General features: G+C 46.1%; 10 protein-coding genes and 3 tRNA genes. 10 read left to right on the top strand and 3 right to left on the bottom strand.

Features of this window, described 5'->3' with window-relative positions:
• Positions 1-117: 117 nt before the first annotated feature.
• Entirely contained in the window at positions 118-1,053 is a 936-nt protein-coding gene (gene miaA, locus GWO68_RS04890; RefSeq protein WP_162345307.1) for a tRNA (adenosine(37)-N6)-dimethylallyltransferase MiaA, read from the bottom strand.
• A 186-nt stretch (positions 1,054-1,239) separates the two neighbouring features.
• Here miaA and GWO68_RS04885 point away from each other — a divergent pair, with 186 nt between their 5' ends.
• The 5 genes from GWO68_RS04885 to GWO68_RS04865 all read left to right on the top strand — a co-directional run bounded on the left by GWO68_RS04885 (position 1,240) and on the right by GWO68_RS04865 (position 9,681).
• Entirely contained in the window at positions 1,240-6,456 is a 5,217-nt protein-coding gene (locus tag GWO68_RS04885; RefSeq protein WP_162345306.1) for a PAS domain S-box protein, read from the top strand.
• A 6-nt stretch (positions 6,457-6,462) separates the two neighbouring features.
• A complete protein-coding gene (locus tag GWO68_RS04880) occupies positions 6,463-6,843 on the top strand; it encodes a response regulator (protein WP_162345305.1) in 381 nt (126 codons plus the stop codon).
• On the top strand, positions 6,844-7,116 hold the full coding sequence (locus tag GWO68_RS04875; protein ID WP_162345304.1) for a hypothetical protein: 273 nt from the start codon (positions 6,844-6,846) through the stop codon (positions 7,114-7,116).
• Entirely contained in the window at positions 7,117-7,878 is a 762-nt protein-coding gene (locus GWO68_RS04870; RefSeq protein WP_162345303.1) for an MBL fold metallo-hydrolase, read from the top strand.
• Positions 7,879-8,109: 231 nt separating this feature from the next.
• Positions 8,110-9,681, top strand: coding sequence for an NFACT RNA binding domain-containing protein (locus GWO68_RS04865; protein WP_162345302.1), 1,572 nt, complete (start codon positions 8,110-8,112; stop codon positions 9,679-9,681).
• Positions 9,682-9,714: 33 nt separating this feature from the next.
• Here GWO68_RS04865 and GWO68_RS04860 read toward each other — a convergent pair.
• Positions 9,715-9,796: transfer RNA gene (locus GWO68_RS04860), tRNA-Leu, on the bottom strand.
• 392 nt (positions 9,797-10,188) lie between these two features.
• Here GWO68_RS04860 and GWO68_RS04855 point away from each other — a divergent pair.
• From GWO68_RS04855 to GWO68_RS04845, 3 genes are all read left to right on the top strand, one after another.
• On the top strand, positions 10,189-10,950 hold the full coding sequence (locus GWO68_RS04855; RefSeq protein ID WP_162345301.1) for an ABC transporter ATP-binding protein: 762 nt from the start codon (positions 10,189-10,191) through the stop codon (positions 10,948-10,950).
• Between the two features lie 68 nt (positions 10,951-11,018).
• Positions 11,019-12,377 (top strand): hypothetical protein, encoded by a 1,359-nt coding sequence (locus GWO68_RS04850; protein WP_162345300.1) that lies wholly within the window; start codon positions 11,019-11,021, stop codon positions 12,375-12,377.
• A gap of 171 nt (positions 12,378-12,548) precedes the next feature.
• Positions 12,549-13,355: an SDR family oxidoreductase gene (locus GWO68_RS04845; protein ID WP_202923678.1), complete on the top strand. Its 807-nt coding sequence runs from the start codon at positions 12,549-12,551 to the stop codon at positions 13,353-13,355.
• A gap of 92 nt (positions 13,356-13,447) precedes the next feature.
• Here GWO68_RS04845 and GWO68_RS04840 read toward each other — a convergent pair whose 3' ends face one another.
• Positions 13,448-14,140, bottom strand: a complete 693-nt coding sequence (locus tag GWO68_RS04840; RefSeq protein ID WP_235941942.1) for an SH3 domain-containing protein — start codon at positions 14,138-14,140, stop codon at positions 13,448-13,450.
• Between the two features lie 116 nt (positions 14,141-14,256).
• Here GWO68_RS04840 and GWO68_RS04835 point away from each other — a divergent pair.
• A tRNA-Lys gene (locus GWO68_RS04835) sits at positions 14,257-14,329 on the top strand.
• A gap of 152 nt (positions 14,330-14,481) precedes the next feature.
• Positions 14,482-14,554: transfer RNA gene (locus GWO68_RS04830), tRNA-Lys, on the top strand.
• The last annotated feature ends 344 nt before the right edge of the window (positions 14,555-14,898 follow it).

Raw genomic sequence — 14,898 nt, 5'->3', positions numbered from 1 at the left:
TTACAAATTACACTCTGCCAAATCTGCAAAAGAAACTATAAGACCCTTGCCCCTTTTCTTACCACATTCTAACTTTCTAACTTCATCAACTCCTAAACTCCATAACTTCTAAACTTTCTAACTTCCCAACTTTCTAACTATAAAGCTCACTATTTCCTGAAACTGCTGCGGGTGGAACCAGGTGTATTCGTCGGGGTGCTTGGTAAACCAGGTTAACTGGCGTTTAGCATAACGCCTGCTGTTCCGTTTTAGTAACCGTACAGCCTCGTCCCAGTCATACTTGCCTTCCAGGTAATCAAATATTTCTTTGTAGCCAACTGTTTGAAGGGCATTGTGTGAGCGGTACGGATATAAGGCTTTGGCTTCATCCAGCAAGCCTTGGGCAAGCATCTGGTCCATTCGTATATCAATGCGGTTGTATAGTTCCTGGCGGTCGCGGGTAAGGCCTATTTTAATGATCTGGAAAGGACGTGTTGTGCGCTCGCTTTTACGGAAAGCAGAATACGGCTGTCCGCTAGATAAACATACCTCGAGCGCCCTGATAACCCGTTGCGGATTGGCTTTATCAACCAGGCTATAGTACGTGGGGTCGAGTTGTTGTAGCTGCATTAGCAAAGGGCTCAAACCTTCCGTTTCAACTATAGCTGCCAGTTCAGCGCGTATGGCTGGGTCGGTTTCCGGCATTTCGTCCATTCCTTCGCATAAGGCCCGCACGTACAAACCAGAACCGCCGGTAACTATAACCACATCCTTTTCCACGAAAAGCTGATCCAGCAATTGCAGCGCGTCCTGCTCGTAGGCACCGGCATTATATTCTTCGGCTATACTATGCGAATCTACAAAATGATGGGTGATGCCTTTTTGCTCTGCTATAGTTGGCTTTGCGGTGCCCAGGTGCATTTCCCGGTAAAACTGCCTCGAGTCTGCTGAGATAACATCGGTCTGGAAGTGCGCTGCAAGGTTTACACACAGGTCGGTTTTACCAACGGCTGTCGGCCCCACCACTACTATCAGGTACTTTTGCTTTGATGTTGATTTTAACTGGCGCTCCATGCCCGGCATTTTAAACTTATACTTTACCTGCTAAGGTCGGCAAACGCTTGTTGCCGTACTATAGAAGGAACAGAAATCAGCAAATGTTCTGTTTCTTTTGTAAAATTATCGCTAAAATCGTAAAATGTATACAGGAGTGGCACAACGTTATGGGTGGCAGCTTCTGTTCCTTAGCAAACTATACCAATGCCATATATACCAAACAGGAAATTAGCTGATCACTTGCCGCTACAGGCCAATTCGCTTTTGCAGGTACTGGTGCAACTTTCCAGGCCCGCGCATGGGCTGCTGGTGGCTTCGCCGGATGGTAAGGTGCTGGCCTCAAATAGCAGCGCTGCCTCCTTTTTGCCTGCTACCGCAAGCTATACTGCCACCCGGCACATCTCAGACCTGTTAGGTAAATCAAAATCAGAACTTAAGAAGCTTACTTCCGGCAAAGCGGCAGCCGGCTATACGTATACTATAAAACCGGTGCAGTTCGAGGATAATGCCTTTTTGTACCTGGAGCTTTGCCCCTCTGAAGAAACAAAAAGCACACGCGTCGAGATTGACGATGACAGCTACCACAACGTTTTTGAGAATAGCACCGAACCACTTTTTATACTGGATGAAGAAGGCGTTTTTGTTGACATCAACAACAAAGCCCTGAGCATGACAGACCAGAAAAAAAAGGACCTGCTGGGCAAAAGCGTTTATAACAGTTTTAAACTGAACCTGTTTGAGCGTGTAGCCCTCAAAGGCCAGTTGCAGCAAACCATGACCGGCGAACCCCAGAAATTTGAATGGTGGATACAGGATAAGACCCGCGAGCTGCTCCCTATCGAGATATCATTACGGAAAGGTTTGTTCAAAGGGCAGGAAATGATATTTGGATCGGCCAAAGACCTGTACGAGGTGGTGGGTACAGAGCAGGATGTTCGCTTCCGTAATCACCAGTTGGAGTTTGTAAACAACCTGATCACTAACCTATCCTCGACAGGGAGCCAGCAGGATGTGCTGAAGTATACGCTGGATGAACTACTGGAGAAAAGCGATATACATTGTGGTTGCGTGTATACCTACACTGAAGAAACTGGCATTGCCGAACTGGTTTACTCAGCTGGTATCGCAAAAGAATTAAAACTCCACGATACCTTACCCATAAGCCCGGAAAGAACCAGACAGCTTTTAACTACAGAAAAACGGAAAGCCCTAACAGAGCTTACAAAATATATATCCGGCATGTTTGGGGTGGATATGACCATTGTGCCGATTACGACAGAACAAAAATTGCTTGCGCTGTTGCTTGTAAAGCCAGATAGCGGTTATAACATAACGCAGTCTTTTCTGGCGTTGCTCGATTTTGTGGGAACAGCCATTGGCAACTATATTTCGCGGCACGAGCTAATGCAACAGCTTTTGCACAGCGAAGACAAGTATAAAATGCTTTTCGACTCCTCTTACGATGCTATCCTGTTGTTTAAAGATGGAAAAGTAGTGGATTGTAACGAAAAGGCACTGCAGTTTTTCAGGTGCAAGCGCGAAGATTTATTAAACTCCACCCCTGCCGATTTCTCTCCTGAGTTTCAGCCGGACGGCACCCGGTCTTCAGAGAAAAGAGCCCAGTTAATTGAGCAGGTTTTGATTACCGGCACCCCTATCACGTTTGAATGGCGCAATATCAGGAAAGATGGCACTGAAGTAGATGTGGAAATTAACCTGAATCGCATCCTGATAAACGGCGAATATTATATACAGGATTTTAAGCGTGATATAACCCAGCGCAAGCAAATACAACAGGCCAGGCGCCGCGAAGAAGTAGCAGAAGAGTCTATGGCGCAGTTCCGCAACTTCCTGGAAAAAGTAAACATGATTTACTATAGCCTGGACATAAACGGTAACATCGTGTTTGCTAACGATTATTTCCTGAAGTATGTAGAGTATGAGCGCGAGGAACTGTTTGGCCAGAATTTTTACCAGTTGCTGGTGCCGGAAGCGGAGCGTGCACAACGTTTCCAGGATTTTAAACACTGTTTAGTTACGCGCCACCTTAATGCCTACTACGAGCGCAACCTGGTAACCAAGTCCGGTCAGCTAAAAACTATCCGCTGGAACTGTATGCTGGAGTACGGCCCTGACGGAGAAGTTACCGGCATAACCAGCGTAGGTAAAGACATGACCGATAAGCGCATCGCTATGGAGGCCCTGAAGGATAACAAGATACGCTTGCAGGACCTTTTCGACAATGCGCACGACCTTATTCAGAATACCTCTGTCGATAATAAATTCATTTTCGTTAACAAAGCCTGGAAAGAACGCCTGGGCTACAACGACGAGGACATTGAATCGCTGACCCTGAATGACATTGTACACCCTTATTATAAGGCAAAGCTTATTTACCAGCTGCGCAATTTGTATAAGGGCGAGAATGTAAACAAGATCGAAACGGTATTCCTGACTAAAGCCGGCAAGCCGGTGCACCTGATAGGCAGTATAACCTGCAGTTGGCAGGACGACCGCCCGGTGGCTACCCGTGCCATATTGCACGACATTACAGACCGCATTAAAGCAGAGCGTTTACAGAAGGTATACTATAGTATCGCCAACCTCGCCATCAGCAGCAAAGACTTACACTCGCTTTACAGCGCCATACACCGCGAACTGAGCAAGATCATCGAAACGCGTAACATTTACATTGCGCTTTGCGACGACGCCCACAAGTACCTGAACTTTGCGTACCTGGTAGACCAGTATATTGATAAAACGGCACAGTCTAATATAAGGAGGCCATTTTCCGGTGGGCTATCAGAGTACATCATCGAAACCGGCAAGCCGCTCTACATGCAGAAAAAAGAGTTGCTGGAATTGGCTCAACGCGAAAACTTAAGCTTAAAAGGTACTATACCGGAGGTTATACTTTGTTCGCCGCTGGCCATCGGCGACCGTATTATCGGGGTAATTACACTGCAGGATTACCAAAACCCAGATGCCTACGTGCACACCGATATCGAGATACTACATTTTATATCGAACCAGGTGGCCCTTGCCATTGAGCGTAAGCGCAACGAAGAACAGATTAATAACCAGAACGCCAAGTTAAACGCGATCTTCGAGAGTGGTACCCACCACATGTGGACACTGAATAAGAACTATGAGCTTACCTCGTTTAACCGCAACTTTGCCGCTACCTTCGAGAGAAGGACAGGCCACATGCTGCAATTATATGATAAGCTGGTAGATAGCCACCTCATAAACCATCATGATTTTACCTTTAACTTCTGGGAGGATAAGTATAGCAAAGCGTTTGAGGGCAAACCGCAGCATTTTGAAGTGCACCTACAGGACCCTGAAACCTGGCGCGAAGTTTTCCTGAACCCGATTTACCTGGAAGATGGCACTTTTGACGAAGTTTCGGCAATAGCACTGGATATAACAGACAAGAAAAAATCGCAGCTGGCACTGGCCCAGAACGAAGAGAAGTTCCGTAACATTTTCGAATCTTTCCAGGACATTTATTACCGCACATCTTTAAGCGGGCCGTTAGAACTGGTCAGTCCTTCTGTTAAACAGGTGTTGGGTTATACCCAAGAAGAAGTGCTGGGCAAAGACATTACGTTCCTGTATGTGTACCCCGAAGAAAGGCAGCGCATGCAGCAGTTTGTAAAGGAGCATAGAATAATCCGGGATTACGAGATACAAATGTACCGTAAAGATGGCAGCCAGATTACTGTGCTTGCCGATGCCCGCCTGATGTACAACAAAGACAACCAACCAATTGCCCTGGAAGGGGTAATACGTGACGTAACCGAACTAAAACGTACCCAATTAGAATTACTGCAGGCAAAAGAAGAAGCCGAAAACCTGCTGAAAGTCAAAACGCAGTTCCTTGCCAACATGAGCCACGAGCTACGCACGCCAATGAACGGAATCATCGGTATGATCGACCTGCTGACCCACATCAATACCGATCCGGAGCAGCAGGAATACATTGATACGTTGCGCAAATCGTCGGATGCGTTGCTGGCTATACTTAACGACATATTGGACCTGAGCAAGATACAGGCCGGCAAGCTGGTACTGCACGAAAGCAGCGTAGACCTGCACGACACGTTAGGTAAGATACACTCGCTGTTTGCGAATCGTGCCCAGCAAAAAGACCTTAACTTTACCTATAACATTTCGCCTGAAACGCCGCGTTATGTTTTAACCGATGAAACAAGGCTGCTGCAGGTATTATCGAACCTTACATCTAACGCCATTAAATTTACGAACGCAGGCGAGGTAAGCATTACTGTAGACAGCGAACTGCTGAATAAGAAGAAAGAAGAATACATGCTGCACGTTCGCGTGAAAGATTCGGGCATAGGTATCAGCGCCGAAGATCAGCAACTGTTGTTCACCGACTTTACACAGCTCGACAATTCTTCTACCAAAACGTTTGGTGGTACCGGCCTCGGACTTGCCATATCCAGGCAGCTGACAAGTATAATGGGAGGTGAAATTGGTGTTGAGTCGAAGGCAAACGATGGCAGCACTTTCTGGTTTAAGATAAGGGTGCGCAAAGCCGATGATGCTGCCGTAGCAGCGCAACAGCTACGCCTGAAAGAGCTGAACGCGGAAGTGGAGGTGTTGGAGAATAGCCCGTATGTGTTGCTTGTTGACGATAACCAGATAAACCAGAAAGTAGCCCAGAAACAATTGGAGCGCCTGAACTGCCGTACCGATATTGCCTCTAACGGGTATGAGGCCATAGAACTGGCTACCACCAACAACTATAACATCATCTTTATGGATATACAAATGCCGGAGATGGATGGAGTTACAGCAACAAAACATATTAAGGATATTTTAGCTGAAGACTGCCCGCCTATAGTTGCCATGACGGCCTACTCGATGAAAGATGATGCCGACAAGTTTATGAACCAGGGAATGGACGACTATGTGCCGAAGCCTGTAAAAAGCAAAGACTTGCTGGCCGTTATCAGCAAATGGGAAAAATCGGAATGGTATGGCCTAGATACAACTGAAGAGGAATTTGTGCCTGTAGCTGAAACTATAGCCGAAGAAGAGCGGGAAAAGGAACCGCAGGACATTATAAATAAAGAAGTTGCAGAACAGCTAAAGCAAATTGGCGGCGAAGCATTTACCCTGCAACTGTATGAAGAGTTTGAACAGGAAGCCTCAGAATTGCTTGAGGAAGCCAAAAAAGAACTGGAGGCACAACATTACAAGAGTATTTTAAGTACATTGCATCAGCTAAAAGGCACAGGTTTTACGCTGGGCATAAATAAGCTGGCTGAGCTTGCCAAGCTCCTGGAGCACGACATTAAGCAAGAGAAGTACGAAAGCGTAACCGATAACTTTGCAAAGCTGCTCGAACAATACGAAAACTATCGAAAATCATATAAAGAAATCATCATCTAACCTACTATGGCAGAGACCAAAACAATCTTGATAGCAGAGGATAGCTCTGTAATTCTGAACCTGACAAAAAAGATCCTGGAACTACAGAATTATAAGATCCTGACCGCTAAGAACGGTGGCGAGGTGATCAAAACCGTGGAAAACAACAAGATCGACGCGATCCTGATGGACCTGAATATCCCGATCAAAAATGGTATGGACTGTACGCGTGAGATACGTGCGCACAAAAACCAGGACATCTCTAAAATTCCGATTATTGCGGTAACAGGTAACGCTAACAACTATAGCATGGAAGACTTTAAGGAAGCCGGCATTAACGCATACCTGCCTAAACCACTTGACTTTGATATGCTGGTGCAAACTGTAAAAGAGTATACTGCCAAGTAAATGGAGCTGAAGTACACGCGGCCTTTTTTAAATAAGCTGGAGGATATTTTTGCGGAGTCGGATTTTGTGCTGCGTTACGAAAAAGGCAACTTTAAAGCCGGCTACTGTGTGCTAAAGGATATGAAAGTGGCTGTAGTAAATAAATACTATAGCCTGGAGGGCAAAGTAAACTGCCTCTACGAAATCCTGCGCGCCATTGCCCTGGATGAAAGCCGCCTGAGCGACAAAAACCGGCAACTATACCACGATATCCGAAATCACGAAGCAAAGTAATTGAAAGTAACACTGTTAGGCACGGGAACCTCGCAGGGTGTGCCCGTAATTGGGTGCAACTGCGAGGTTTGCCGTTCTGTGGACTACCGCGATAACCGCCTGCGCGTATCGGTACACCTGCAGGTTAACGGCAAGAGCTTTATCATCGATTCCGGCCCTGACTTCCGGCAACAGGCCTTGCGCGAGCGTATCCGCACACTAGATGCCCTGCTTTTTACCCACGAACACAAAGACCACACCGCCGGCCTCGACGATATCCGTGCCTATAATTTCAGTCAGCACAAAGACATGCCGCTTTATGGTGAGGAGCGTGTGTTAGAACAACTGAAACGCGAGTTTGCCTACATTTTTTCGGGAGTTCAATACCCGGGCATACCCAGAGTGCAACTTAACCCGATTACCGAAGAGCCTTTTGAAATTGAAGGGGTTGCGTTTACTCCGATTCGTGTAAAACATTATAAGCTTCCGGTGCTTGGTTTCAGGGTTAATGACTTTACGTACATTACCGATGCCAACTTTATTTCGGAAGAAGAGATGGATAAAGTGCGCGGCTCAAAAGTTATAGTATTAGGTGCGCTGCGCAAAGAACCCCATATCTCGCATTTCTCGCTGCAGGAGGCGATTGATGTACTGACCGAACTAAAACCCGAAAAAGCCTACCTCACTCACATCAGCCACCTGATGGGCCTGCACCACGAAGTAGAGCAGCAACTCCCTGCCTTTATACGCCTCGGTTACGACGGCCTGCAGATAGAACTATAGTTTCGTTGATCGTTATTCGTTGATCGGATTTAAGTTATTGATTGTTAGTTGTTAGATTTTCGAGCCCTCGCTCGCCTCTGGCGAGTGTGAGCTACTAGCGGACTCTGGCCGCTTTTATTTGTAAATGTATTATAATTGAGTAACGTGGCGAGACGCCACCAGTAGCTCACACTCGCCAGAGGCGAGCGAGAGCTATAGTTTTTTATCTATCCGAATTCATAATTAACCACAGTGCATCAGAACTACCACTTTCTACAGCATCTATCCCGCCGGCTTAAACAGGAGTTGGTTGGTAAAGAGATTGTGACCTGTTTTAGCCAGAACAAGGATGAGCTGGTTATTGGTTTTGCAGCTGGAGAAAGGGGGTTTTACATACGAGCAGCTTTAACAGCTCATTTTTCAGCTCTTTCTTTTCCGGATGATTTTAAGCGGGCACGGGCCAATAGTGTAAACCTGTTTAAGCAGATGATCGGGCAAACGGTGTTGGATGTGGTGCAGCACCTGAACGAACGCAGCTTTTTTCTGAAGCTTTCTGATGATATGCTGTTGCTATTCAAGTTGTTTGGTAACCGCTCCAACATCGTTTTGTACCAGCATGGCGAGCCGCTGCACCTGTTCCATAAGAAGTTTGCCGCCGATGCCGAGCTGAACCCACTGGAAATGGACCGGCCACTGCCACAGAACTTTGCTGCCTTTGAAGCTGCTGATGGCAACCTGCGCAAACTATACCCAACCTTTGGCGAACTGCCCGCCGAGTACCTGGAACAACAAAACTATAGTTCGGCTACCCTGGAAGACAAATGGGAACTGGTGCAGGAAGTGCTGGAACAACTTGATAACCCGGAAGCCTATTATATTATAAGATATAAAGACAAGTTAAGACTGTCGTTGCTGCCGATGGGTGAAGTGGTTTATAGTTACCCGGATCCGCTGGAAGCGCTGAACAACTATAGCCGCCTTTACTTATCGGAGACTGGTTTTACGCAGCAGTACGAACAGGCCAAACAGCAACTCACTAAAAAACTGAATGGCTCGCAAACCGTGTTGGAGCAGACTACGCAGCAACTACAGGAAATGCGCGGCAACCGCTCCTATTCCCAGACAGCAGATATTTTAATGGCCAACCTGAGCAACATTCCGCCACAGGCCGAGGAAGTAACCCTGTACGATTTTTACAACGACCAGCAGCGCACCTTTAAGTTAAAGCGTAACGAAACCCCACAAAAACAAGCCGAAAAACTATACCGCAAAGCCAAAAATCAGCACCTCGAAATTCAGCAGCTCGAAGAAAAGGCCGAACGCAAAATGGAAGAGCTCATTCTGCTGGAATCTGCCTTGCAAGCCCTTGCCGAAGTAGAGAACTATAAAGAATTGAAAACCTACCTGCGCGACCATGCTCACCTTTTATCATCTAAAAAGCAGGGACAGCAGCAATCGCCATTCAGGGTGTTTGAGACGGAAGGCTATAAGATACTAGTTGGCAAAAGCTCTCAGAACAACGACGAACTTACCCAGCGCCATACCTATAAAGATGACATGTGGCTGCATGCCAAAGATGTGTCGGGTTCGCATGTGGTCATCAAGCACCAGGCTGGCAAAACTATACCGGGCACTGTTTTGGAGAAAGCAGCGCAACTGGCAGCCTGGTACTCAAAACGAAAACATGATTCTCTTTGCCCGGTAATCTACACACCTAAGAAATGGGTTCGGAAAGCAAAAGGCGCTCCGGCTGGGGCAGTTATAGTTGAGCGCGAAAAAGTGCTGCTGGTAAAGCCTGAAAACCCTTTCGAGAAAAGAAAATAGCCGTAACTCGTTAAAGCTACGGCTATTACAAAGTGCGCGCGGGGAGATTCGAACTCCCACACCCGAAGGCACCACCCCCTCAAGATGGCGTGTCTACCAGTTTCACCACGTGCGCAGGTAAAAGGTGGATGCAAAAGTAAACACCTGCCGCCATATATGCAAATCCCATTTCCAGTTAAATCAGCCGCTTTTCAGCTCCTTATTTTTAAGCGATCGGCTTTCTAAGCACACGCCAGTTTTATAGTTTAAGTCCAATTTAAATACATCCAGGCGGCAGCATTTCAGTTGCTTTTTTAAAACATCTAACTTAAGTCAGATTTATAGAACTATTTTATTCTGAACGGTTGTTGCAAATCAAGCGCGCACTTTATCAGGGCGTTTCAGAATTAAAGTCCGGCAGCTATAGTTTTTAATGTTAGGACTTTTCAGGGGTAGTACGTAACTTTAAAGCGGAGCTACTTATAAGGATCTTCGGAGTAGCACAAAGGTAAAAGTACAAAAGAACATATGAGTATAGCGATAAAAGGATTAACCAAAGCATTTGGCAAGAAGCAGGTGCTGCAGGAACTGGACCTGACGATAGAAAGCGGTCAATGCTATTGTTTGTTAGGGAAAAACGGGGTTGGTAAAAGTACTTTCCTGAATGCTATACTCGATCTGATTCAGCCGGACAAAGGCACTGTTGAACTATATGGCAAAAGCTATAGCAATAGCCACTTAGAGGTAAAACAAAACCTGGGTGCTTTGTGCGAAGACAACCCGCTGATTGAGGAATTTACTGGCCTGGAGTACCTGAACTTTGTTTCTAAACTATACAACCTGCCAACTGCCGAAGCCGCAGACCGCATCAAGAGCCTAACTAACTACTTTTTTACAGACCAGGAGTCGCTGCACAAGAACATTGCCGGTTACTCTACCGGTATGAAGAAAAAAATTGGCATTGCAGCTGCCATACTGCACAAGCCACAGGTGTTAATTTTGGATGAGCCCTTCACCGGCCTCGACCCGATTGCAGCACAGTTACTGGTAAAACTGATCCGTAGCTATTCTACCCCTAACCGCGTGGTGCTTATCTCGTCGCATGACCTGAACTATGTAGAGCGCATTGCCACCCACATTGGCGTACTAAACGATGGTCAGCTAATGTACAACGGCTCGCTGCAGGAATTTACCATGAACGGCGAAAACCTGATAGACCAGGCGCTATTCCAGCTGCTTACCCCACATCACCAGACCGCCGAAGCCGACTTCGAGTGGATGTTGAATTAGTTAAAAGTGAAAAGTTAAGAGTTAAAAGTCACTCTTAACTCATAACTCTAAACTCTTAACTCTTATAAATGGATTTAATACTGTTCTCGCTTCGGGCAAGGCTTAACGGATTTTTCAGACAGAATAAACTACAGCGTGTGCTGCTGCTGGGCGGTGGTATTGTGTTGTCGGGTTTTTATGGATGGCTGTTTTCGTATTTGCTGGAGCAGGCGCAGCATGGTGGCACTACAAGCGTTACCGAAGTGATTCGTTATATAAACCTCTTTGTGCTGGGCATTACCGTTATCCGTGGTTTTTTCCCGGCTTATGTACCTAAACTGGATCTTATTCCGCGCCTATACCCTATTAAACCACTGAAGCGTTTTTGGGTTGAGTTACCGGTTGAGCTTTTCTCGCCGTTTAACTTTGTGCTGGTTAACTTCCTGTTTTTGCTGTTCATTCTGGCTCCTGCCTACACATTCATGCATTTGCTGCAAAGCATTATGGTACTACTGACAGCACATGTTACCAAGCGGTCGTTGCAGGTTCTGGTAGAGCGTAAAATGCGCTGGCTACACCTTAACTTTATTTCTGCGGCTGTGCTGGGTGCTGCTTTTGTGGCATTGCAGGCCAGGTTACCGATGTACGATCCTGCTAATGGCTGGATGGAACTGGTCGTGCACTTAGCTTCTTTAGGTGCTTTTCTGGGGGCAAATTATTTCCTGGAGCTAGCTGCTATGGAGCCGAAGCGCAAGGTGGTTAACTATAGCCACAACAAACACCGCAGCCTGAGCTGGCGCTTATTCAAAAACTCAAAACAAGCCCGCCAGTTGTTGCTATTTGGTCTTGGGTTAAAACTGATCATACTGGCTGCTGACGCTGCCGTTTATACGGCCAAAGGCATTCACATCTACGACAAAAACTTAACGATCTGGATCTTCTTTGGCCCGGCCATCATCTATAGTTATGTGTTTAACAATGTGTGGGGCTTTTACAAAAACCTGTGGCTGACAGTTGAGCGCACAACCGGCAGTGCAAAAGATTTCTTTAAATCCAGCCTTATTCCATTGCGCGTTCCGTTGCTGATAGATGCTGCATTGCTGGCTGTTTATGTTGCGCTCTTTAACCACGAAGATGCTGTTTTCCTGGTTCTGATGTATGCGGCTTCGGTGCTGGTACTTACGCCACTTGGCATTCTTGCCTCGTTTGTGAGCCCTAAGGTTGTTAAAGGCAGTATGATGAGCTTCAGCGCCAAAACTTCGTACCTGTACAACATGCTGTCGCTGTTACTGGTAGGTTTGCTGCTATTGCCATTGCTGCATCCGTTACTATACCTGTTATACCCTGTTCTGATAGCTGTTTCTGTATTTGCGATGATAGCTGTGCTACGCGAGAGCCGCCGGTATAAATACGACCTGTTTGGTAAGCTTTTCAAGGTTGATGCCTAACTGTAAACTATAGCACAAGAGCCTCTGCAGAAACAGCAGGGGCTTTTTTGTTTAGGACACAACATGTTCAAACTATAGCATTAACCTAAACTATAGTTGCTGCTTATTTCTCCCCTCCCATCCTGAAAATCTTACTTATCTTTGCAACTATAGCCAGAGCATTAAATTCAGATGAAAGATAAAGTAGTATTGATTACCGGTGGAACCTCAGGTATTGGCAAGGCATGTGCATTTGCCTTTGGCCGGGCAGGTGCAAAAGTAGCGGTATCGGGCCGTAACCAGCAGAACCTGGACCAGACAAGCCAGGACCTGAGCGCAGCCGGAATTGAAAATATAGCCATTAACGCCGATGTAAGCCACGAAGCAGACTGCCAGCGCATGGTGCAGGAAACTATAGATAGGTTCGGTAAACTTGATGTACTGATTAATAATGCCGGCATTTCGATGCGTGCTTTATTTCAGGACCTGGACCTGGATGTTATCCGGAAAGTGATGGATATTAACTTCTGGGGTACGGTGTATACCACCAAGTTTGCGCTTCCTTACATTATGGCTGCCAATGGTTCTGTTATAGGCATTTCCTCTATAGCTGGGTATCGTGGTTTGCCTGCCCGCACGGGCTACTCTGCCTCTAAATTTGCCATGCACGGCTTCCTTGAAACGCTTCGTACCGAAATGCTGCACAAAGGTGTGCATGTACTGATCGCCTGCCCTGGTTTTACAGCATCGAACATCCGCAATACAGCACTGGCAGCAAACGGCCAGCAACAGGGCGAATCGCCGCGCGACGAAGGAAATATGATGACAGCTGAAGAAGTAGCGGACCAAATCCTGAAAGCAACTATAAAACGTAAACGCGACCTGGTGATGACCTTCCAGGGTAAGCTCACTGTTTTCCTTAACAAGTGGCTACCGGGCCTTACCGATAAGCTGGTTTACAATGTGATGGCAAAGGAAAAGGATTCGCCTCTGAAGTAGATTTCACATAAAGGACATTTTGACAAAGGACAAAAGACTTCAATTATACCAGATGTCTTTTGTCCTTTGTCATTAAGTCCTTTGTCTAAAAGTTAAGGTAACTGCAGCAGGTTGTTCTTACGAATGTAGGCAGTTTCACCTTTCCATTTTATCTCATACCAAATGTCCTGCTCGCCGGTAACCGGCACTTTATGCCCCTGCGAAACAGTGGCTATCCAGTTTGCCCCTGCCGACGGTGCAGACATAATCGCAACCTGGTCGTTTTTAATGATACCTCCCCTGCCCAGGTTCAGAAAGTTAATATAGTATAGTATAAACAGCAGATAAAGTATAAAACCAATTCTGAAAGGTTTGGTAAATGTATGTCCTTTGCGCCAGCTTACTACCATTACTGTTACCGTAACTACAGCAGCCAGTAGCATCAGCTCCAAAATGCGCATATAGTATTTACTGAACTGGGTTTTAAAGAATTGCAGGTCGTTGTACTCGTACCCACTCAGGCGGTGTGCCTGTGCCAGTTCTTCCATCTTTTTTAGTACAGACCGGCTGGGTTGCTTGGTATAGAACAGGTGCAGGTAATACATGGCACCGGTATAATCGCGGAGGCCTTCTTTTATGTACGCCATTTTCAGCAGCATTTGCGGAGAGTATTGCTGCTCTTTGTTCAGGATCTGCTCGTATAATGTAAGCGCTTCGGAATAATGTTGGCGCAGGAACAAAGAATCTGCTTTGGCATACGTAAATTTATGTTCCTGACTATAAGCTGGTTTTAAAAAAGCGAGCAAAAAAACGACTGAAAAGAGAGATATTTTGAAACAAAGATTTTGCATTTAACCAGATTGCTGTTACTTTTGCATCGCAATTAAGGGAAACGCCCCTTAGCAATGCAAGTTAATAAAAAGATTCTGTAGCTCAGCTGGTAGAGCAATACACTTTTAATGTATGGGTCCTGGGTTCGAATCCCAGCGGGATCACACGTAAAATGCAGGAGCCTTTTCTGAACGAGAAGGCTTTTCGTTTCTAATACCTCGGCAGGAGGCGTTAAATAAAAAGCTAAAATTTAGTTTGATTTTCTGAACTAAGATTTTAATTTTGCAATCCCATTTAAGGGAAAACAAATAGTACCGATTCTGTAGCTCAGCTGGTAGAGCAATACACTTTTAATGTATGGGTCCTGGGTTCGAATCCCAGCGGGATCACAAGATAAAAAGCCACTCCTAACCGAGTGGCTTTTTTGTTTTACCTCCCCCAGCCCCCTCCTTAAAACAGGAGGACGAGCTTTTATGTACTACCTCATTTGTCATCCTGGAAGGATCTTGTGAGAAGATGCGATAAGCTTAAGTTATAACACACCCCTGCCCCTCTCAAGAGGGTAGGGCCGTTAAGTTCTATTTTTCGTAAACTAATATGTTTAGAAAAGGGGGAGCAGATGCAAAATAGTGAAGTAAGTTTACTAGCCTGTCTGCGTGAGGTACCTGATTTTCGTCGCCCGCAAGGCCGACGCTACCCTCTGGCTGAGACACTGTGCATGATGGTGATGAGC

Origin of the sequence: Pontibacter fetidus (assembly GCF_010119545.1) — a bacterium.
GTDB lineage: Bacteria > Bacteroidota > Bacteroidia > Cytophagales > Hymenobacteraceae > Pontibacter > Pontibacter fetidus.
Note: the sequence above shows the minus strand (reverse complement) of the source record. Positions and strands in the feature narration are given on the sequence as shown.

Bases quoted from the DNA above. Each gene is read 5' to 3' on its own strand.
- GWO68_RS04855 (WP_162345301.1), top strand. From the start codon at position 10,189: ATGAGTATAGCGATAAAAGGATTAACCAAAGCATTTGGCAAGAAGCAG.
- GWO68_RS04850 (WP_162345300.1), top strand. From the start codon at position 11,019: ATGGATTTAATACTGTTCTCGCTTCGGGCAAGGCTTAACGGATTTTTC.
- miaA (WP_162345307.1), bottom strand. From the start codon at position 1,053: ATGGAGCGCCAGTTAAAATCAACATCAAAGCAAAAGTACCTGATAGTA.
- GWO68_RS04880 (WP_162345305.1), top strand. From the start codon at position 6,463: ATGGCAGAGACCAAAACAATCTTGATAGCAGAGGATAGCTCTGTAATT.
- GWO68_RS04845 (WP_202923678.1), top strand. From the start codon at position 12,549: ATGAAAGATAAAGTAGTATTGATTACCGGTGGAACCTCAGGTATTGGC.
- GWO68_RS04875 (WP_162345304.1), top strand. From the start codon at position 6,844: ATGGAGCTGAAGTACACGCGGCCTTTTTTAAATAAGCTGGAGGATATT.
- GWO68_RS04885 (WP_162345306.1), top strand. From the start codon at position 1,240: ATGCCATATATACCAAACAGGAAATTAGCTGATCACTTGCCGCTACAG.